We start from the raw sequence: 19,394 nt of genomic DNA on the forward strand, positions 1-19,394 counted from the left end.
TCTTTTATGAAAAAGAAACAGCCCGGATTTCCTGCAGCTGTGTATCTATCAGGCCACAGGTATTTAAACGCAGCTTTGGAATTACGGGAAGGCTTACAAATGCCAGAGTCATAAAGGGATCGATCCCCTCTCTGACACCCAGACCGGCCGCCAGTCTCTTAAGTTCCTCCAGCTTTTCATCTACTGCTTCTGCTGCCATTGGGTTCATAAGTCCGCCGATTGGAAGAGGAAGAAGCCCCAGTACCGCTCCGTCCTTTACTACGGCAATCCCTCCCTGCGCCTTTCTCACCGTCTCCGCGGCCAGAGCCATATCCCGGTCACTGACGCCGGCTACAATGAGGTTATGGGAATCATGCGCTACACTGGTCGCCACTGCTCCGGCCTTTAAGCCATAGCCTCCCAGAAATCCAATCCCCTTATGTCCGGTTCCTTTATGGCGTTCCAGAACAGCCAGCTTTATAATATCCTTCTGAGGATTTACCCCGGGAGCAAAGCCAGGAAGCTGTACCCAGGCTGCATTCCGCTCCTTTGTCAAAAGTTCTCCTGGTGTAAGCTCAATCACCCGACAGTAGGCCCCCTCCGGCTCCAGCCTGAAATCCTGCTCACAAACTTCCTTCATATGGAAGGAATGATGCACGCGGTCAAAGGACGGGCTTTCGGATTTCTCTCTGCGCTTCTCTTGTGAGATCAGCTCTCCCATCTGCGCCGCCAGCTTCCCGTTTTTATAGACCTGCACTGCTTTTATCTGCTCCAGATCCTCTAAAACCACCAGATCTGCCCGATAGCCCGGCGCTACTGCCCCATTTTCACGAAGACCAAAATACCGGGCCGGATGAAGCGTTGCCATCTGAATCGCTGTCACCGGATCTGCTCCCAGCCGGACTGCTTTTCGGATGATCCCATCCATATGGCCCTTTCTCTGCAGATCTCCCGGATGCTTATCATCCGTAACAAACATACATCGGTTTACATAAGGCTGCTTGCATAATGAAATAAGTCCTTCCAGATTTCTGGCTGCTGTTCCCTCGCGGATCATGATCCACTGTCCCCGCCGCAGCTTTTCCAGCGCTTCCTCTGCTTCGGAGCATTCGTGATCCGAAGCCACTCCCGCAGCGCAGTAAGCATTTAACTGATATCCTGAAAGTCCGGGAGCATGGCCGTCAATCCGTTTTCCCCTGTCCGAACAGTCCTTAAGCTTAGCCAGAACGCCTTCCTCTGCCTTTACAGTACCGGGAGCATTCATCATCTCTGCCAGCCCCAGCACCCTGGGATTTTCATAGTAGGCTCTCAGATCCTCTGCACGGAGCACAGCCCCGGACTCCTCTAAATCGGCTGCCGGTACGCAGGATGGAAGCATAAAAAACACATCCAGCATCAGATTTTCTGTTTCATAAAGCATGTAATCGATTCCCTCTGTGCCTGCTACATTGGCAATCTCATGGGGATCTGTAATCACTGCCGTGGTACCGTGGGGCAGAACCGCCCGTTCAAACTCAGCCGGCCTTACCATAGAACTTTCCAAATGAATGTGGCCGTCTATAAAGCCCGGGCAGATAATCTTTCCTGACAGATCCACCTCCGTTTCTCCCTCATAGGAACCGACTCCTGCGATGTATCCAGCTTCTATTGCCACATCGGCTTCCTCCAGCTCCCCGGTAAATACATTCACTACCCTGGCGCCCTTTAACACCAGACCTGCCCTTTTTTCACCCGAAGCCGCCAGAATCCGCTCTCTTAAGGAGCTGCTGTCCTGTCTACTGCTCTTTCCTTCCATGAAGCTCTGTGCCTCCTTTCTGCGCTCTGAAACACCATTTTCCAGATTTTTACTCTCTATCCGCACAAAAAAACCACCGCTGCCTTCATGCTTTCACAGACACTCCCGCTGTGAAAACTTATAGACAACTATTTGCGGTAGTTGGTAGAAACGCTCAACCAATTATGAGCATATATAAGCCTTGTCAAAATTCAACTATTCACGTTCCATTTCTTTTATTTTTTTAATCATATCACACAAGTATTGTATCGTCAACTCTTAAAAATATTCCTTTTTTTCAGACGCTGTTCCCTGACTGCAAGCAAATACCTGTTCGTGTGGAAGCAGCCGCCCTTACTATCATTTCTACAAAAAAGAACCGCTCCCTAAAAAGCAGTTCTCTCCTGTTTACAGATAATAGTGGTTAAATGCCGCCTCTCCGTCCTCCCCGATCTCCATGATCATATAGGACGGCCGCCTGCCCTCCTGCCTGGGGTAAGACAGGCTTCCGGGATTAAGCACGATCAGATCTTTTTGTCCCTTCTTCCGGTCAATCTCAAAAAAAGGCCGGTGGGTGTGACCGAACATAGCGATATCAAAATCTCTTGACCTTGCCTCTTCTTTTAAATACTCTGTGCTTAAAGACACATGATAGTAATGGCCATGGGTTAAAAGCGTTTTGTATTTTCCGATCATAAGATCCCGTTCCCGCTCCAGATGGGAAAAGAAGTCATTGTTTCCCAGAACCATCTCCAGTTCACAGCCCGGTTCTGCCCAATGAGCGATGTACTGTTCGCTTCCTTCGGCATCTCCCAGATGGATCAGCATATCAAAGGGCTTTTCCTTTTCCATGACCCACTGGAGATTTCCATCTTTTCTGTGCGTATCACTGACAATCAGTATTTTCATCCCCTGTTTCCTTCCTTTATCTTACGCTATTCTCCCACCTGTCACCGCAATCTCCTGCTTCAGCGCGCTCTTCATGGCCTCTAATGCCTTTCCTCTGTGGCTGATCCTGTTTTTCTCCTCCATGGTAAGTTCCGCAGAGGTTTTTCCAAATTCAGGAAGATACAGGATAGGATCATAACCAAAGCCGCCCGTTCCGGCAGGTTCCTTTGCGATCACACCTTCCATATATGCCTCTGTCTGGATCACTCGTCCATCGGGCAGCACAGCTGCAATATTGCAGACAAAGCGGGCGCTCCGCTCCTTTCCCTCTGCCCCCAAAAGCCGGTCTATGATATTTCTGTTTTTAATCTCATAGGAGGTATCCTCTCCCATATACCGCGCAGAATAAACGCCCGGCTCGCCGCCGATATAATCCACTGCCAGACCGGAATCATCTGCCAATACGATCCCGCCTGTATGCTCCCAGACAGCTCTGGCCTTGATACGGGCATTTTCGGCAAAAGACGTTCCATCTTCTGTAATATCCAGAGAAACTCCTGCCTCCTTCATGGACAGCACAGGAAGCCCCAGATCGGACAAAATGGCCCGGATCTCCCTCATTTTTCCCTGATTCCCTGTTGCAAAAATGATCTTCTGTTCCATAATCCTCTATCCTTTTGTATTGGTATATGCCTTCAGGCAGAGGTTGCATTTCTGAGTTTCCTCCACACGCTCCCAGAGACTGCCGTCATGGCTCAGATATCCTTCTCCGTCTGTAAGATCGACTCTGGCGATCCCGTCTCCGGCATCATATTCGATCGCTGCCGGATGAACGGTATCCGGAGTTTTTATTTTAACTATTATAGCAAATTTTTCTCCTGCATCCAATAGTATTTTTTCATCAAAAGGAACCGTATAATAGCCGGAATACATCAGTTTTCCCCTGGCTATGGACCTTCGGTCATTCAAAGCCCGATCCATACGGGCGCTCTGGCTTTCCTTTTCAGCCCCGGAAATCCCCTCCTGTACTTCCGGCAGATATCTGGCCAGATACATTTCATACTCCGTATCGGGTCCGGTCGCATAAAATCCGGCGGCTTCCAGTTCTTCCTTCTCACCTGCCCGGAAGGTATTGGTCGCCCAGACGGTATCCTGACCATAGCCGATCTGCCCTACCCAGCCGCACAGGTCGCTCTGATAGATCTTTTCATAAAGCCCGGCGGACTCTGCCCCGGTGTATACAATGTTGTGAACGCCGATATTGGTATCGTAATAGGACACATAAAAATAGCCTTCATCGCCAAAGTTTTCTCCCCAGCTGTTGGTACAGATAAATGCTCCGTCACCCTCCAGATCCATATTGAAATTTTCTTTTGGATAATCATCATCCCAGCCAATGATAACAGAATCATGGTTCGGCTCGTTCGTTCCCACATAGCAGTAGGAATTCGTATCCCGGTTGTAATACACGGATTCACTGTCATAATCCTGCATGGAAGTATAAAGGGAACTTTGAACTCCTCCCTCCAGATATACAGCCCTCTTGATCGCCTCATAATCCTTAGACGGAAGGATCTGGATTTCCTGTACATGAAGCCTGGGCTTCAGGCCGCAGGGGGAAACGCCGTCTCCATAAGGGTCCTCGGATTCCCACACGGGTCCCTGCCAGCCCAGAAGATATGCCATGGACATGGTATATTCTCCGCCTTCATCCTGTCCCAGCGTATAATTATTATGCATGGACATATGATCCACTGAAAATGACTCATTCTTCTCAGGAAGAAGCGACGATTCCAGTGCCGTCAGGGAGGCAAAGGCCCAGCAGGTTCCAAGAGAGCCCTGATTTCCAATCTGGGGCGCACGTCCTTCCTCCCTGTAATCATAGGAACGGGGCAGAATTGTATCCTCAGGAAGCCCCCGGTTCCAAATCTGGCAGGAAGCATCCTTCTCTCCCACCTCCGGAAGGGCAGAAAGGCTCTGCTCCGTTTGTTCTGTTTCCTGCTCGCGGACATCTTCATATCCGAACGAACTATCTGGACTCCTTTTATCTGCCAAAACAGCGCAGCCTGCCGTCATAACAGCTATGCAAACGGCCAAAACAGCCCCCAAAGCCCTCCTATTCCTGTTTATCAATTTTCTTCTCCTGACTGCGTCTGGGAGGCTTCGGCCCCATAAACTGATAGAAATAGGTTTTCAGCATGCCGTTATAGATCTTTCGGTTCTTATCCGCCTTGCGCCCAATGCATTTTTCCGTATCCTCATAGGATGTGATCAGGTACATAGACCAGGCGTCCAGAGCGGCAAACCGCTCTCCGATTTCCCTGTAGAGAACCGGAAGATTCTTCTTCTCTTCAATCCGCTCTCCGTAAGGAGGATTAGAAATAATAAAGCCATATTTTTTCGGATGGCTTAAAGCGCTTACAGGCCGCTGCTGGAAATGGATCATATGGTCCACGCCTGCAGACTGGGCATTTAAGCGGGCGGCCTTTACGATATCCCCGTCAATATCATAGCCCTGAATATCGACCTGCACGCTGTCATCCACCAGATCGTTTGCCTCATCCATAGCCTCATACCAGCATTTGCGCCCGATAATATTTTTCCAGTCCTCTGCCAGGAAAGACCGGTTCATGCCCGGAGCTATATTGGCGGCGATCATAGCAGCCTCAATAGGGAAGGTGCCGCTGCCGCAGAAAGGATCTACCAGGATCCGATCCTTATTCCAGGGTGTTAAAAGGATCAGGGCCGACGCCAGTGTTTCCGTAATTGGTGCCTTGCTGGTAAGAGTACGATACCCCCTTTTGTGAAGGGAATCTCCGCTGGTGTCAATTCCAATGGTTACAATATCCTTGTACAGAAAAACCCTCAGAGGGAAGCTGGCTCCATTTTCCGGGAACCAAGTCACCTTATAATGGCTCTTCATCCGCTCTACCATGGCTTTTTTCATAATAGACTGAATATCGGAGGGGCTGAACAGCTTGCTCTTGATGGAAGACGCCTTTGCCACCCAGAATTTTCCATCTTCCGGAATCAGTTCCTCCCATGCAATGGCTCTGGTGCCCTGAAACAGTTCTTCAAAGGTTTCTGCCTTAAAGCTGCCTGCTTTCAATAAAATGCGTTCTGCTGTCCTTAAAAATACATTGGCTCTGCAGATTGCCTCGTCATCTCCGATAAAGGTTACTCTTCCATCTTCTACAGAAGCGATCTCATATCCCAGATCCAGGATTTCTTTTTTTAGTACTGCCTCCAGGCCGAAATGGCAGGGGGCGATCAGTTCATAGGTCTGCTTCAACTGGTTCTCCTCTCTTTTACAATTTCATTTCCTTAACCGCTTCACCGTCCAGTGTACGGATGGTAAATACGCCGTCCTCCAAAATACCATATGTATGCGGATTTCCTCCCTTGGGAATGGACACGGAACCGGGATTTAACACCCTGATCCTGCCGCAGTCTCCCTCTGTCTCCTCAGCCTTTAACAGATGGGTATGGCCGTGTATGAGAATATCACCTTCCTGCATAGGCGGAAGATTGTCCTGATTAAAAATGTGTCCGTGGGTAGCATAAAGGGTCTTTCCCTCCACAGAAAAAAGGGCATAATCTGCCAGAATGGGGAATTCCAGAACCATCTGATCGACCTCCGTATCACAGTTTCCCCGAACAGCATAGATCTGGTTCTTTAATGGATTCAGCATGGCAATGACTTCTTTGGGAGCATATTCCTTTGGAAGGTCATTTCTTGGGCCATGATACAGAATGTCTCCCAGCAGCACCAGCCGGGAGGCACCGGATTCTTTATAAATATCTAACAGTCTCCTGCAGTAAAAAGCAGAGCCGTGAATATCAGATGCGAATAATAATTTCATGAGATGATGGTTCCTTTCTTTTTTAGTAATAAGGTGAGGCATTTCAGGATGGGGCTTCTTGTCCGGCTGTGGGCCGGACAAGAAGCATCGAATGTTCATCCGATGTGAAAACAGGCGGGAACCCGTGCTTACAAGCGAGCTTGACGCACGGGCTCCCGCCTGTTTTCACGCCGTCCTGAAGTGTTTCCTCTATTTTAAATCCCACAGAGGTCTTCTGTCAACGTATTTCCCCCTGTAATCCAACATTCCTCCTGCCAGATCAGACACCTCATATCCCAGGCGCCAGAGGTCTCTGCAGACCACCATGCTCTTGGCGCCGCGGTCGCAGTAACATACGATCATGCCCTGTCTGGGAAACTCTTCCAAACGTTCTCTTACCTCTTCATATGGTATATTCACACTGCCCAAAATGCGGTTCTCACCATACATCCACGGTTCTCTCACATCTGCCAGGAGGCGGACGTTTCCCTGCTCCAGCCATTGATCAAGCTGTTTGTACGAGATCATCGGAAAATCATTCATCACTCCACCCCGCTTTCTGTTTTCCTTCTGTCTGTGGCGTGTCCTACTGTAGTATATGCGTCTGCTCCGGACAGGTTCCTCACGAAGAAGCCTAAAAAAACGGCATCTGCAAAAAGAGTTCTCTCTGCAGATGCCATTTTTATGCGAATGCCTATCTTTCTGATCTCAAAGATCAGTCGTTAGAATCGTTTCTTGCGTTGTTTCTTCCGCAGTTCTCGTACTTATTCTCAGCGGAATTCTTCATGTTATTTTTAGAACGGCCGTTTGATGCGTTGTTTGAAGAGTTATTTCGGCTGTTGTTCTGTGCGTTATTCTGGCTGTTGCTGTAGCTGTTCATGTTGTCATTTCTGCTTGACATGGCAAATACCTCCTGAAATGATTTTCCTGACAGGCGAAACAATTTCCGCCGCCGGGATGGTTTACGATACACCCTCTAGTATGGCGGAAAACTGTGGTTTTATACAAATTCCTCAAAGCGGTTGCTTTTTTGAAATTTTTGTATTATAAATGAGTATGAGGTAATGCAGTTTCCCTTAAGCTGCACCCTCATCCTTATTAATTATTTATACTCCCCTTTGAGAAAAGGCCAGGATAGCTCCCCTATCCCGGCCTTTCTCTCTATCTTTTTATCCTAATCCTTTGCACGGAATCCGAACCGTGCGTGGGTTTCCCCCGTAATCTACTCCATAATACTTCTGATCTTTACCGGATTTCTGTAATTCCAGTTGGAAATCGTAATGCCTGTGCGCTCCGTAGAAGCGTGGACGATCTTTCCTTCTCCAATATACATGGCAACATGGTCAATGTTGCTTTTGCTTCCGTAAAACAAAAGATCTCCCGGACGCATCTGATCTGCACTGATTTCTTTTCCCTGAAGAGCCTGTCCTCTGGAAGAACGGTTTAATGTAATGCCTGCACCGTGCTGATACACATATCTGGTAAAGCCGGAGCAGTCCACACCTGTATGAGGATCGCTCCCTCCGTATTGATAGGGGCCTCCTACAAACTGCAGGGCATAGTCTGCAAGCTGCTGTCTCTTATAGGAAGCGGATGACTCCCTGGCCTCTTTCTGGATCATGGCGATCTCGCCTTCCTCTGCCTCTTCCACCACTGCATTTTCAGAAACCGGAAGATATCCTTCTGTATCGTGAACCCGAACCTTCATCCAGCCGTCTCCGCAGTCCTCTAATACTTCATATGTACTGCCGGCCTTCGCTGTAAAAAGAACCTCCTCGCTGTCGCGGTTCTTATTGATATTTACGCTTTCCGCTGTCACGGTCGCCACATACGTACCTGCTGCAAACCCCGGCCCAATGGCTGCCATAGAAGTAAGAGGAGCCGCAAATACCAGCATCCCGCACACAACACCTGTTCCAACCAGTTTCCTGAAAAAATTATGCATGTTCTTCGTCATCCCCGTTTATTACAAATCCGATTTGAATTGTTACATATTTGTTACGTTCATTACGATTTTATTATAACATACATAAGATTTTCGTCAACCTGTTTATATTTTTTTAAGATTTACTCCAAAACACTTACAATCTTCACAGGCTCCCGGTAATTATAAGGAGACAGCTTAATGCCTGTTTCTTCTGTAGAAGCATGAACAACCTGCCCGTTTCCCGCATACATAGCCACATGATTGATCCTGCCAAAGGGACTGCTGTAAAAGATCAGGTCTCCTGGCTGCATCTCTTCTTCGGAAACTTCCGTTCCGCAGGCAGCCTGTCCTGTGGAAGAATGAGGAATCTCCACAGAAGCGCCATACTTCATGACATATCGTGTAAAACCGGAGCAGTCTACTCCCTTGTTCGGATCGGTTCCGCCGTATTTATATTCGCCTCCCAGAAACTGAAGAGCAAATTCCACTACTTCCCGCCGCTGTCTGGCCCCGCTGTCCACAGTCTGACGGTTCTTTTCTACCAGAGAGGCATTTCCTGCCGCAGAAATGTATCCCTCCCGGTTTCCCATGCGGATCTGTACCCAGCCGTCCTGTTCCTTTTTAAGCACCTCATAAGTCTGTCCTCTTTTTACCTGACCTACGGTTTTGGAATCCTTGCTTTTATATGTATATACATCCACAGATGGAGCCTCAATGGTCACCATATAAGAGGATCGGGTCTGCACCTCTGTCCTGGCCGCCGCCATGCTCTCCTGCGGATCTATCATCATAAGTCCTGCGAAAATAAATACTCCTGCTGCAACCTTCACTGCAAGCCTGCGAAATACATCCAGCTTCAAATCTTAACTCCCCTGACTTTTAGAATACCTGAATCGGCTGTAATTGTTACAAAATTGTTACACAACGTAATAAAGTATATTCTTTCTGTCAGGATTTGTCAATGGAAAATGGTGGAATTACCTCTATTTTCCATCTATCTCCTCGGCCCTCTGAACATCCATATGATCATAAGTATCACAAGAACCGGCCAGATGTGGGCCAGTATAAAGCCGGCCAGGCCTACGATGCCGAAAAAGACGCTCATTATAAGAAAAATCACACAAAATACTACAAGGCCTGCGCCCAGGCGCACATACCACTTACTGAAATCCAAAAAATGAATATGGCTGTGTCCGGTATAGGGGTTTTCCTGACCGTTTCCCTGACTGCCAAAGGGACTCCGGGAACCGGTGCCTGCTTCCCTTTCCTCTGCCGGACCGGAGCCGTATTCATCATAGCCGTCCGGACGATCCTCCGTATCATATGCCGCATCCACAATGGTTCTGGCAATAATCCTGGGGCCTCCCAGGCTTTCTGTCACTTCCTCTTCTGTGCTTCCCTTTAATACCTCCTGAGAAATATAATCATCATAGTATCGGATATTTTCCTGAATGGCTGAATGGGTCACACGTCCCTCAAGCTCTTCCTTTAATCCCTGTAAAAATTCATTTTTGGTCATCTATTCTGCCCTTTCTTTTATTAAGCCTTCCCGGTATGCGGCCACCAGTTCTTTTAAATCCGCAATCTGTGCCTTGAGCTCCCGTCCCTTGTCCGTATCTGCCACCATAATCCGGCGGGGCATCCTCTCAACCATAGATACCTTGGGCGTACTGTCCTTTTTAGGATCAAAGGGCATATGCTCTGCCAGCGACAGCTGATGGGAATTATAAATCAGCGTATAGCCCGCAATGCCTGTGGTGCTCTGATAAGCCTTTGACAGCCCTCCGTCAATGATAAAGAGCTTTCCGCCTGCTTTTACCGGCTTTTCACCGTCCTTCAGCTTTACAGGCACATGGCCGTTGATAATATGGGAGCCCTCCACTGGGAGGCCGAACTCCTCTAAAATACGGCAGCAGACCTCTTCGCTCTCGCTGAGCTTATAGTAAGGATTCATATTTTCCTTATGCGCTGCCTTATCTTCTACAAAATAATGTTCAAATGTGGTCATCTTATCCTTACCGAACACAGGAGACTTGGCTCCGCACCAGAGGTACCACATAAGATCCAGTGCTTCCTGCTTTTCCTGCTGTCCGTCCGGCATAAAATAGGCGTTGTGGATCTGACGGCCCAGGTAATCCATCAGTTCTTTTCCCCTGTATTCCTTTCCTCCAAAGGTAAGCCCTTCAAAGGTACCATCCTTTCTCATGGGAATACAGCCATGGTAAAGAAGGTTGGAATTGCAGCAGGTGTAAATGCTCCCGTGGGAATAGAGGAAGCGCACATGACGATGGAGAACCTCGCTGTGGCGGAAGGAGGCGGACAGCACCCGCAGAAGCTCCTTCTCCCCCCTTGTAAGTTCCAGCGGATTTCTTGGATCGATCGTCGGGAAATTGGTATCCAGCATGGGATAGGCCCTTCCTCCGATCGTTACGGTTCCCTTTTCATAATCCACAGCCGGAAGCAGGAGCCGGTCCTCCATCCCATACTCCGGATGGCGCATGATCATAGCTCCTTCCACCTTGAACTGAATGACAGCGATTGCCTTGTGCATCCTGGCAGCCAGTCCGGAATCCACTGCGTCGTAAAGATTTTCATCCAGGATCCTGGGCATAAAACGCTCGCACGGATCATCCTGATATACCCGCGCCGCAAACATGGAAAGCGGGCGCAGATTGATACCGTAGCCATCCTCCAGCACATCAAAGCTGTTGTAGCTTATAGCGATCCGCAGTACATTGCAGATACAGGCCAGATTGCCCGCAGCAGCCCCCATCCAGGAAATATCGTGATTTCCCCACTGGATATCCACATCATGGAAGCTCATCAGCTCCTGCATAATGATATCCGCCCTGGGGCCTCTGTCAAAAATATCCCCAATAATATGGAGATTATCAATGGTAAGATTCTGGATCAGCCGGCAGAGCGCTGCTATAAATTTATCCGCAATACTGGTGTCTATGATCGAATGGATAATCTCATTGTAATAAAGCTTTTTATTTTCATCATTTCCATCCACATGAAGCAGTTCATCAATGGTATATGCATATTCCTTCGGCATCTTTTTGCGAACCTTGGAACGGGTATACTTGGATGCCACCTCCCGGCAAATCTGTATCAGCCGGTAAATGGTGATACGCTGCCAGTCCTCCGTATATCTGCCCTGCTTCATCATCCTGGGCAGATGGCGCTCCGGATAATAGATCAGGTTTGCCAGCTGCAGCTGCTCCTCCTCCGGGATCACATATCCAAAAGTTTCCTTGATCTTCTCCCTGATAATGCCGGAGGAAGACCGAAGCAGATGAATAAAGGCTTCATATTCTCCATGAAGATCGCTGAAAAAATACTCCGTTCCCTTAGGCAGACTGCAAATTGCCATCAGATTTACGATTTCCCCTGTCGCTTCCTTCACAGAAGGAAATTCCCGCGCCAGAAGCTGCAGATATGCCACGTCTCTCATAATACATTCCCCCGTACGTCGATTGTTTGAGTTTCCGCATTTTGCAGTGTGCCCTGGAGTCTGGTGCGGTGCGAAATGCGGAAACTCAAAACTGTACACTTATTGCAATTTCGCTAGGATTATAGTACCATATTTGTAGCATATTTTAAAGTTTTTCCCATAAAACATGATTTAAAAATTTATGACAAACTCTTTTGGAAAGGAAAATCTATGGAAAAATTATATGTATTCGGAACCGGAAACGCCCAGGCAGTGCACTGCTACAATACCTGCTTTGCCTTAAAAGATGAGGATGAATTTTTTATGGTCGACGCCGGAGGCGGAAACGGAATCCTTAAGATTCTGGAAGAAATGAATGTGGATCTTTCTCATATCCACCATATTTTCGTGACCCATGAGCACACGGATCACATTTTGGGGATCGTATGGATGATCCGCATGATTGCTGCTGCCATGAAAAAAGATGCCTATCGGGGACAGCTTCAGATCTACTGCCATCCGGATCTTACCGAAACTATTTCCACCCTCTGCCGCCTGACATTGCAGGGGAAATTTTACAACATGATCGGAGAACGGATTTTCCTTGTTCCTGTAGAGGATGGAGAAACCGTACACATTCTGGATTATGATGTGACATTTTTTGATATTCTCTCTACCAAGGCAAAGCAATTCGGCTTCACCACGGTTTTAAAAAACGGGAAAAAGCTTACATTCGCCGGAGATGAACCATTAAACCGCGAATGCGTATCCATTGTAAAGGGAAGCTCCTGGCTGCTCCACGAAGCCTTCTGCCTCTACAAAGACAGAGACCGCTTTAAACCATATGAAAAGCATCACAGCACCGTAAAGGAGGCCTGTGAACTGGCCGAAGAGCTTAAAATCCCCCATCTGCTTCTGTGGCACACCGAAGATAAACAGATCTCTGAACGCAAGGCGCTCTATACGGCAGAAGGACATACCTATTACCGGGGAGAACTGTATGTGCCGGATGACCGTGAGATCATCGCACTGTAAATCCGGCTGCAGGATCTCCTTGATACAAGTTACAGCAGCGAAAAAATGCTCCGGCAGTCTCATAAACTGCCCGGAGCATTTCCTATATCACTGTACGGTCTCACTCACCCATAGCCATCTCATAGATGCGGATCATGTCTTCCTCATCCAGTTCCCGGATGCCTGTCAGCCTGCGTGCTCCACCTCCGGAGCATTTTTCTGCCATCACCTTAAAGGATGCAGGATCCACGCCCAGCTCCTTTAAGCTCACCGGCATATCCAGGGATTTAAAGTAATCTTCCGTTTCCCGGATACCGGCCTGCGCCGTACGCTCCGGATGTTCAAAATCCATCTCCTGATTCCATACATTCACTGCATACTGCGCAAAACGGTTCACATCATTCTGATATACGTATCTGGCCCAGGAAGCCCAGAGCGCCGACAGGCCTGCACCATGGGCGATCCGGTCGTCCATTCCCGAAAGCTCATGCTCTAACTGATGAACCGGCATAAATACCTGTCTTCCTGCTCCGGTCAGGTCATTGTGGGAAAGGCTTCCAGCCCACATCAGTGCCGCTCTTGCCTCATAATCCTCCGGATTTTCATGGACAATTCTTCCTGCTTCGATCACAGCCTTTAACAATCCCTCCGCCATACGGTCTGTAAGGCTTGTATCATGTCCCAGACTGAAATACCGCTCCAGAGTATGCATCATAATATCCACTGTGCCGCAGCCTGTCTGGAAGGCATTTACGGTATAGGTCAGCTCCGGGTTACAGATGGAAAATAAAGGCCTGTGAGTTACACTGTTAAAACCTCTCTTTAGGCCGTTTTCCTCGTTAGTGATCACGCAGGAGGCGCTCATCTCACTGCCTGCGGCAGCCAATGTAAGAATAACACCAACAGGGAGGGCCTTCTTCGGAACAGCTTCCTTCATATGGAATTTCCATACATCCACATCAGGATTCCCTACGCCGTCTGCTATGCACTTGGAGGAATCGATCACGCTTCCTCCGCCTACTGCCAGGATAAAATCTACCTGTTCCCTCCGGCACAGCTCAATACCCTTTCTTGCCATGGAAAGAACCGGATTGGCCTGAACGCCTCCTAGCAGCACATATCCGATTCCTTCTTCCTCCAATGACCTGCAAACCGTATCAAGAAGACCCGTCCGCTTCACGCTTCCTCCGCCAAAATGAATGAGAACCTTCTTAAAGCCATACTCCCGGATCAGCTTTCCCACCTTAAGATGGGTATCCTTTCCAAAAATCATCCGCGTCGGTGCATAAAATTCAAAATTTTCCACGTTTACTCCTCCTTGTCCTATGCCGCCTCATGCAACCCCACATGGCTCGCATTCTGTCCTTATTTTACCACATACGCATCATTTTCTCAATTTAATTTGGCCGTCTCTTCCCCACCATCATATTTTCCCATCCCGCCCCATAGACTGTTCTCAGGACCTTATTCTAAAGAGGTACTTTTGATGAAGCTTTTCCCTCATTTTATTTCCCATATTTCCAGTTTTTTCCACAAGCACTCCCAGGCGGTCATTTGGGCAGAGCTTGCAGCACTTGTATTTCTGTTCTCCGGCCTTTTTCCGGCCTTTCACCAAAAAGCCTTAAACGTTCTTTCCGGCCGCCCTTTGGCATCTTCCTCCGATGCCTCAAAATCCCCGGCAAAAAGCAGTATAAAGTGGGTGGATTTTAATGTAACAGCCGAAGCCTTAAATCAGGCCTTCCGCTATGATGTAGATACCGTTCAAAGCCCGATTCATCTAAACTGGGTCGATCTTCTTGCTCTCCTTGGCAGCCGGTACGGCGGAGATTTTTCCTCCTACCGGCCAAAGGATATGGAAGCCATGGCAGAAGCGGTATTAAAGGGTGAAACGACAATGGACACACTGAAAGAAAAATCGAAGAACTTTGACTACTACAGAGAAGCATACGGAGCCGTCCTGGACGGAATGGTAGGAGTATTTAAAGCGGAAATCCCTGTAAGCGAAGCCCCGCCGGAATATGTCTCTGAAAATCAGGATCAGGACTCTGGCACCATCTGGGTCACAAAATACGGCCTGAAAGCCTTTTCTCCCATCGCCAAGGGCTTTCCCTACAATGATTATGATGATTTCGGGGCAGCAAGAAGCTATGGCTTTAAGCGCCAGCACCTGGGCCATGACATGATGGGGCAGGTAGGAACCCCCATTATCGCCGTAGAGTCCGGCTATGTGGAAGCCATTGGCTGGAACCCCTATGGCGGCTGGAGGATTGGGATCCGCAGCCTGGATCAGAAACGTTACTATTACTACGCCCATCTACGCAAAAACTACCCCTACCAGTCCAATCTCTCTCAGGGTTCCTATGTCCAGGCCGGAGACGTGATCGGCTATCTGGGCCGCACCGGCTACAGCACTACGGAAAATACCAACAACATCGACACACCACACCTCCATTTCGGACTGGAGCTGATCTTTGACGAAGCCCGCCGCCAGGAGGGAAAGGAGGTGTGGATCGACTGCTATGGGCTGATCCAGTTTCTGGAACGCAGCCGCTGTGAAACAGTCAAGGTAGAGGGCACCAAGGAATGGATCCGCGTCTATGGCATGAAGGAAGCGGATCCACAAAGGGGCGGCAATCCCCCCGAAGAAGGCAGTTCCCCGGAAGAAGGCAGTTCTCTGGCTCCTTCTATGACAGGCGGTGGATAAACAGCCCGCTTCTGAGTTTTGGCTCAAACCAGGTGGATTTAGGCGGCATCAGCTGTCCTGCATCCGCCACCGCCAAAAGCTCTGTAATGGAAGTAGGATACATGGAAAATGCAAGCTTCATATCGCTGTCCGCTCTGCGTTCCAACTCCTTTAATCCCCGGATTCCTCCGATAAAATCAATTCTGCAGTCTGTTCTCGGATCACCGATTCCAAGAACAGGTCCTAAAAGCTGATCCTGAAGAATGGATACATCCAGCCCTGCGACCGGATCTTCACTCTCATATTCCGGCCTTATCTTCAGACCGTACCATTCTCCCTCCAGATACATTCCAAAGGTTCCCTTCTGATCCGGGGCAAAGGCCTCCTTTCCCATAAGATGAATCTCAAATTTTTCTTCTGCTTTCTTTAAAAATCCCTCTTTTTCCAGACCATTTAAGTCCTTTACCACCCGGTTATAGGGCAGGATCATCAGCTCATCATCGGGGAACAGAACAGACAGAAAATAGTTAAAGGGCTCTTTTCCCGTGTAGTCCGGTTTTTCCTGCCGTCTTTTAAGTCCCGCCTTGACGGCTGAAGCCGCTCTGTGGTGGCCGTCTGCAATATAGGCCGCAGGAAGCTTCTCAAAGGCCTCCTCTACTGCCTTTACCATCCCGGGATCACCTATTTTCCATACCCTGTGGCGGATACCGTCCTCTGATACAAAATCATACAGAGCCTTCTCCTTTTTTGCCTGCTCCACCAGGCGTTTTAATTCCTCCTGCCTGCGGTAAGCCAGAAAAATAGGGCCTGTATGGGCGTTGGTGGCATCCACATGGCGGATGCGGTCCTGCTCCTTGTCTTCTCTGGTATTCTCATGCTTTTTGATGACCCCGTTTATATAGTCATCCACTGCGCAGCAGGCCACGATCCCGGTCTGGCTGCGTCCATCCATGGTAAGCTCATACAGATAGTAGGCAGGATCGGGATCTGTTACATATATGCCCTCTTTGATCTGGCTGTCAAGAAGCTCCCTGGCCTTTTCATATACCCGGTCATCATATGTGTCTACCTCTGCCGGAAACTGTGTCTCCGGACGGTCAATATTTAAAAATGAATATGGGTTCCCCTTGACGGCCTCACAGGCCTCCTGCCGATTATATACATCATAGGGGAGGGCCGCTGTACGGGCCGCCATCTCCCCCCTGGGTCTGATACAGATAAATGGTTTTACTGCTGCCATAATTTTTCTCCTCTTTCTATTCTCCCTGTCCGCAGAGGCCAGAGACTCAAAAAGCCCTCACAGCCATCCGGCTGATCGCAGAGACCAAAAAGCCTCCACAGCCGGCCGGCCATGAAGGCTCTTACAATTCACACTGCCGATGCCTTAACATCACAGGCTTCATTATCACTTATTTTACCTTGCGCACCCTGAGCACACCCTCGATGGCTTTTAATTTCTCAATGGTAGCCGCTTCCGGCTTATGCTCCAGATCCAGAAGCGTATAAGCATACTTATCACGGCTCTTATTTGTCATGTCCGTAATATTTACGCCCTGGGCTGCCAGAATTCCCGTAATCTGTCCGATCATATTTGGGATATTCATATGAAGCACCGCGATCCGGCTCTCCGCCTGGCATACACCCATATCGCAGGCCGGGAAATTCACGGAATTGCGGATGTTTCCATTTTCCAGATAATCCGTCAGCTCTTTAACAGCCATCACTGCACAGTTATCCTCAGACTCCTTTGTGGATGCTCCCAGATGAGGCGTCAGGATCACACGATCCATATTGGCTGCTTTGGGATTGGGGAAGTCGCTTACATAGCGGGCCACCTTACCGGATGCCAGCGCCTCTGCCATATCGTCATCATTTACCAGTGTGTCTCTGGCAAAGTTTAATACTACCACGCCATCCTTCATCATGTCCAGCTTTTCTTTATTAATCATGCCCTTTGTAGACTCCATAAGCGGCACATGAACGGTTATGTAATCACACTCCTGGAAAATGGTGTCCACATTGGTAATATGCTTTACATTTCTGGAAAGCCTCCAGGCGGCATTAACAGAGATATAGGGATCATAGCCATATACATCCATTCCCAGATGGGTAGCTGCGTTTGCCACTTCTGCGCCGATGGCTCCAAGACCGATGACACCCAATTTCTTTCCCTTTATTTCACAGCCTGCAAAGGCCTTTTTGCTCTTTTCCGTTGTCTTCGCAATCTGGGGATCTGCGGCATTTTCCTTACACCATGCAAGTCCTCCTGCAATATCTCTGGAAGCCAGGAAGAGCCCTGCCAAAACCAGCTCCTTTACGCCGTTTGCATTGGCTCCCGGAGTATTAAATACCACGATTCCCTTTTTGGCACATTCATCCAGAGGGATATTATTCACACCGGCTCCGGCACGGCCTACGGCCAGAAGTCCTTCCGGAAGCTCCAGCTCATGCATGGAGGCGCTGCGCACCAGAACCGCATCTGCCTCTGCCATCTGATCGGTAAAGGTATAATCTGCCGGGAACAGCTCGGTTCCGCAGGCAGCAATTGGATTTAAGCACTGAATCTTTTTCATTTCCCCTGCCCCCATTTCTTCTCAAACTCATCCATAAAGGCTACCAGCTTCTCCACGCCCTCCATGGGCATTGCATTGTAAATGCTGGCTCTCATGCCTCCTACGGTACGGTGTCCCTTTAAGTTTTCAAGACCCGCTGCCTTAGACTCCTTTACAAAAAGCGCATCCATTTCCTCATTTCCCGTGATAAAAGGAACATTCATAAGGGAACGGTCCTTCTTTTCCACTGTTCCCTTAAAGAGACGGCTCTGATCCAGGAAATCATAGAGAAGCTTTGCCTTCTTCTCGTTGCGCTTTTTCATTTCCTCCAGACCGCCCATTTCCTTTAGCCACTTAAATACCTTGCCGCAGATGTAAATGCCATAGGTAGGGGGGGTGTTGTACAGGGAGCCTGCATCCGCATGGGTCTTGTAGCGCAGCATGGTGGGTGTTCCATCCAGTACATCCTCTCGGATCAGATCCTCTCTGATAATGGCAATGACCGTTCCTGCAGGTCCTACATTTTTCTGGGCACCTGCAAAAATAAGGCCGTATTTCGTCACATCCACCGGCTCAGATAAGAAGCAGGAAGACTGGTCTGCCACCAGATCCTTGCCCTTTGTATTGGGAAGGGTCCAGAACTTGGTTCCGTAAATGGTGTTGTTCTCACAGATATACACATAGTCCGCATTTTCTGAAATGGGAAGATCGGAACAGTCAGGAATATAGGAAAATGTCTTGTCTGCACTGGATGCAACAGCATTTGCCTGTCCGTACATCCCGGCTTCCTTATGGGCCTTTTTCGCCCACTGTCCGGTGATAATGTAATCTGCTACCCGGTTCTTCATCAGGTTCATGGGAACCATGGCGAACTGCTGGGATGCGCCGCCCTGCATGAAAAGCACCCGGTAATTATCAGGAATCTGTAAAAGGTCCCGCAGATCTGATTCCGCAGCCTTGATAATGTCATCGTATGATTTTGAACGGTGGCTCATCTCCATCACTGACATTCCAGTGCCTCTGTAATCCAGCATCTCTGCTGCAGCTTCCTTCAGAACAGCCTCCGGCAGCACAGCCGGACCTGCGGAAAAATTATAAACTCTGCTCATCCTGTCTCCTCCTTATTCTGGGTGCCTTTCATTTTTTTCCCTGCACCTGTATTTATATATATGCAGACAGTTTTTCACTATGCAGACTGTCCGCCTATATTCGCTTTATCATGATGTAGTGATAATGCGTTGAAAACACTATACTCCTTTTTTACGAAATTTTCAAGCATAAATTTCAGAATATTTTTTC

18 protein-coding genes and 1 riboswitch are annotated in these 19,394 nt (G+C 48.6%); of the genes, 2 read left to right on the top strand and 16 right to left on the bottom strand.

The window, feature by feature from the left end; translation table 11 throughout:
- Positions 1-4: 4 nt before the first annotated feature.
- From ade to ACZM6M_RS07065, 12 genes are all read right to left on the bottom strand, one after another.
- Positions 5-1,774 (bottom strand): adenine deaminase, encoded by a 1,770-nt coding sequence (ade, locus tag ACZM6M_RS07010; protein ID WP_489490018.1) that lies wholly within the window; start codon positions 1,772-1,774, stop codon positions 5-7.
- 101 nt (positions 1,775-1,875) lie between these two features.
- A riboswitch (purine riboswitch) is annotated at positions 1,876-1,972 on the bottom strand.
- Positions 1,973-2,161: 189 nt separating this feature from the next.
- The gene (locus ACZM6M_RS07015; RefSeq protein WP_337434312.1) at positions 2,162-2,662 is read right to left on the bottom strand and encodes a metallophosphoesterase family protein; all 501 of its coding nucleotides are present in this window, start codon (positions 2,660-2,662) and stop codon (positions 2,162-2,164) included.
- 21 nt (positions 2,663-2,683) lie between these two features.
- Positions 2,684-3,304: an RdgB/HAM1 family non-canonical purine NTP pyrophosphatase gene (gene rdgB / locus ACZM6M_RS07020; protein WP_418926213.1), complete on the bottom strand. Its 621-nt coding sequence runs from the start codon at positions 3,302-3,304 to the stop codon at positions 2,684-2,686.
- Positions 3,305-3,310: 6 nt separating this feature from the next.
- Positions 3,311-4,717: a lectin like domain-containing protein gene (locus ACZM6M_RS07025; RefSeq protein ID WP_489490080.1), complete on the bottom strand. Its 1,407-nt coding sequence runs from the start codon at positions 4,715-4,717 to the stop codon at positions 3,311-3,313.
- 40 nt (positions 4,718-4,757) lie between these two features.
- A complete protein-coding gene (locus tag ACZM6M_RS07030) occupies positions 4,758-5,933 on the bottom strand; it encodes a THUMP domain-containing class I SAM-dependent RNA methyltransferase (RefSeq protein WP_066544544.1) in 1,176 nt (391 codons plus the stop codon).
- Positions 5,934-5,949: 16 nt separating this feature from the next.
- Positions 5,950-6,504 (bottom strand): phosphodiesterase, encoded by a 555-nt coding sequence (yfcE, locus tag ACZM6M_RS07035; protein ID WP_066544546.1) that lies wholly within the window; start codon positions 6,502-6,504, stop codon positions 5,950-5,952.
- 189 nt (positions 6,505-6,693) lie between these two features.
- Positions 6,694-7,026, bottom strand: a complete 333-nt coding sequence (locus tag ACZM6M_RS07040) for a rhodanese-like domain-containing protein (protein WP_337434314.1) — start codon at positions 7,024-7,026, stop codon at positions 6,694-6,696.
- Between the two features lie 172 nt (positions 7,027-7,198).
- The gene (locus tag ACZM6M_RS07045) at positions 7,199-7,384 is read right to left on the bottom strand and encodes a hypothetical protein (protein WP_337434315.1); all 186 of its coding nucleotides are present in this window, start codon (positions 7,382-7,384) and stop codon (positions 7,199-7,201) included.
- 321 nt (positions 7,385-7,705) lie between these two features.
- Entirely contained in the window at positions 7,706-8,428 is a 723-nt protein-coding gene (locus ACZM6M_RS07050; protein WP_296036135.1) for an NlpC/P60 family protein, read from the bottom strand.
- 122 nt (positions 8,429-8,550) lie between these two features.
- Positions 8,551-9,198 carry a C40 family peptidase gene (locus tag ACZM6M_RS07055; protein WP_489490081.1) on the bottom strand — a complete coding sequence of 216 codons (648 nt, stop codon included), beginning with the start codon at positions 9,196-9,198 and terminating at the stop codon, positions 8,551-8,553.
- Between the two features lie 206 nt (positions 9,199-9,404).
- A complete protein-coding gene (locus tag ACZM6M_RS07060; RefSeq protein ID WP_337434316.1) occupies positions 9,405-9,929 on the bottom strand; it encodes a DUF1700 domain-containing protein in 525 nt (174 codons plus the stop codon).
- Positions 9,930-11,867: a fructose-1,6-bisphosphatase gene (locus ACZM6M_RS07065; protein WP_417301480.1), complete on the bottom strand. Its 1,938-nt coding sequence runs from the start codon at positions 11,865-11,867 to the stop codon at positions 9,930-9,932.
- A 210-nt stretch (positions 11,868-12,077) separates the two neighbouring features.
- Here ACZM6M_RS07065 and ACZM6M_RS07070 point away from each other — a divergent pair, with 210 nt between their 5' ends.
- A complete protein-coding gene (locus tag ACZM6M_RS07070) occupies positions 12,078-12,881 on the top strand; it encodes an MBL fold metallo-hydrolase (protein WP_066544560.1) in 804 nt (267 codons plus the stop codon).
- A 100-nt stretch (positions 12,882-12,981) separates the two neighbouring features.
- Here ACZM6M_RS07070 and ACZM6M_RS07075 read toward each other — a convergent pair whose 3' ends face one another.
- Positions 12,982-14,166, bottom strand: a complete 1,185-nt coding sequence (locus ACZM6M_RS07075) for an iron-containing alcohol dehydrogenase (RefSeq protein ID WP_296036162.1) — start codon at positions 14,164-14,166, stop codon at positions 12,982-12,984.
- A gap of 180 nt (positions 14,167-14,346) precedes the next feature.
- Here ACZM6M_RS07075 and ACZM6M_RS07080 point away from each other — a divergent pair, with 180 nt between their 5' ends.
- Positions 14,347-15,564 carry a M23 family metallopeptidase gene (locus ACZM6M_RS07080; RefSeq protein ID WP_489490022.1) on the top strand — a complete coding sequence of 406 codons (1,218 nt, stop codon included), beginning with the start codon at positions 14,347-14,349 and terminating at the stop codon, positions 15,562-15,564.
- On the opposite strand, the gene ACZM6M_RS07085 is transcribed toward ACZM6M_RS07080, so the two are convergent.
- The 3 genes from ACZM6M_RS07085 to serC all read right to left on the bottom strand — a co-directional run bounded on the left by ACZM6M_RS07085 (position 15,545) and on the right by serC (position 19,204).
- The gene (locus tag ACZM6M_RS07085; RefSeq protein ID WP_418494108.1) at positions 15,545-16,783 is read right to left on the bottom strand and encodes a DUF1015 domain-containing protein; all 1,239 of its coding nucleotides are present in this window, start codon (positions 16,781-16,783) and stop codon (positions 15,545-15,547) included. The two genes, ACZM6M_RS07080 and ACZM6M_RS07085, sit on opposite strands and share 20 nt — an antisense overlap.
- 169 nt (positions 16,784-16,952) lie before the next feature.
- Entirely contained in the window at positions 16,953-18,116 is a 1,164-nt protein-coding gene (locus ACZM6M_RS07090) for a phosphoglycerate dehydrogenase (RefSeq protein WP_066544567.1), read from the bottom strand.
- The gene (serC, locus tag ACZM6M_RS07095) at positions 18,113-19,204 is read right to left on the bottom strand and encodes a 3-phosphoserine/phosphohydroxythreonine transaminase (protein WP_066544571.1); all 1,092 of its coding nucleotides are present in this window, start codon (positions 19,202-19,204) and stop codon (positions 18,113-18,115) included. Before serC ends, ACZM6M_RS07090 begins: the two co-directional genes overlap by 4 nt.
- Positions 19,205-19,394 lie beyond the last annotated feature (190 nt).

The sequence above is a fragment of the Enterocloster sp. genome (assembly GCF_057861365.1).

What these genes read in the sequence shown, in the direction of transcription:
- ade (WP_489490018.1), bottom strand. Translation starts at nt 1,774, where the DNA reads ATGGAAGGAAAGAGCAGTAGACAGGACAGCAGCTCCTTAAGAGAGCGG.
- ACZM6M_RS07015 (WP_337434312.1), bottom strand. Translation starts at nt 2,662, where the DNA reads ATGAAAATACTGATTGTCAGTGATACGCACAGAAAAGATGGAAATCTC.
- rdgB (WP_418926213.1), bottom strand. Translation starts at nt 3,304, where the DNA reads ATGGAACAGAAGATCATTTTTGCAACAGGGAATCAGGGAAAAATGAGG.
- ACZM6M_RS07025 (WP_489490080.1), bottom strand. Translation starts at nt 4,717, where the DNA reads ATGACGGCAGGCTGCGCTGTTTTGGCAGATAAAAGGAGTCCAGATAGT.
- yfcE (WP_066544546.1), bottom strand. Translation starts at nt 6,504, where the DNA reads ATGAAATTATTATTCGCATCTGATATTCACGGCTCTGCTTTTTACTGC.
- ACZM6M_RS07040 (WP_337434314.1), bottom strand. Translation starts at nt 7,026, where the DNA reads ATGAATGATTTTCCGATGATCTCGTACAAACAGCTTGATCAATGGCTG.
- ACZM6M_RS07045 (WP_337434315.1), bottom strand. Translation starts at nt 7,384, where the DNA reads ATGTCAAGCAGAAATGACAACATGAACAGCTACAGCAACAGCCAGAAT.
- ACZM6M_RS07050 (WP_296036135.1), bottom strand. Translation starts at nt 8,428, where the DNA reads ATGCATAATTTTTTCAGGAAACTGGTTGGAACAGGTGTTGTGTGCGGG.
- ACZM6M_RS07055 (WP_489490081.1), bottom strand. Translation starts at nt 9,198, where the DNA reads ATGATAGATCCGCAGGAGAGCATGGCGGCGGCCAGGACAGAGGTGCAG.
- ACZM6M_RS07060 (WP_337434316.1), bottom strand. Translation starts at nt 9,929, where the DNA reads ATGACCAAAAATGAATTTTTACAGGGATTAAAGGAAGAGCTTGAGGGA.
- ACZM6M_RS07065 (WP_417301480.1), bottom strand. Translation starts at nt 11,867, where the DNA reads ATGAGAGACGTGGCATATCTGCAGCTTCTGGCGCGGGAATTTCCTTCT.
- ACZM6M_RS07070 (WP_066544560.1), top strand. Translation starts at nt 12,078, where the DNA reads ATGGAAAAATTATATGTATTCGGAACCGGAAACGCCCAGGCAGTGCAC.
- ACZM6M_RS07080 (WP_489490022.1), top strand. Translation starts at nt 14,347, where the DNA reads ATGAAGCTTTTCCCTCATTTTATTTCCCATATTTCCAGTTTTTTCCAC.
- ACZM6M_RS07085 (WP_418494108.1), bottom strand. Translation starts at nt 16,783, where the DNA reads ATGGCAGCAGTAAAACCATTTATCTGTATCAGACCCAGGGGGGAGATG.
- ACZM6M_RS07090 (WP_066544567.1), bottom strand. Translation starts at nt 18,116, where the DNA reads ATGAAAAAGATTCAGTGCTTAAATCCAATTGCTGCCTGCGGAACCGAG.
- serC (WP_066544571.1), bottom strand. Translation starts at nt 19,204, where the DNA reads ATGAGCAGAGTTTATAATTTTTCCGCAGGTCCGGCTGTGCTGCCGGAG.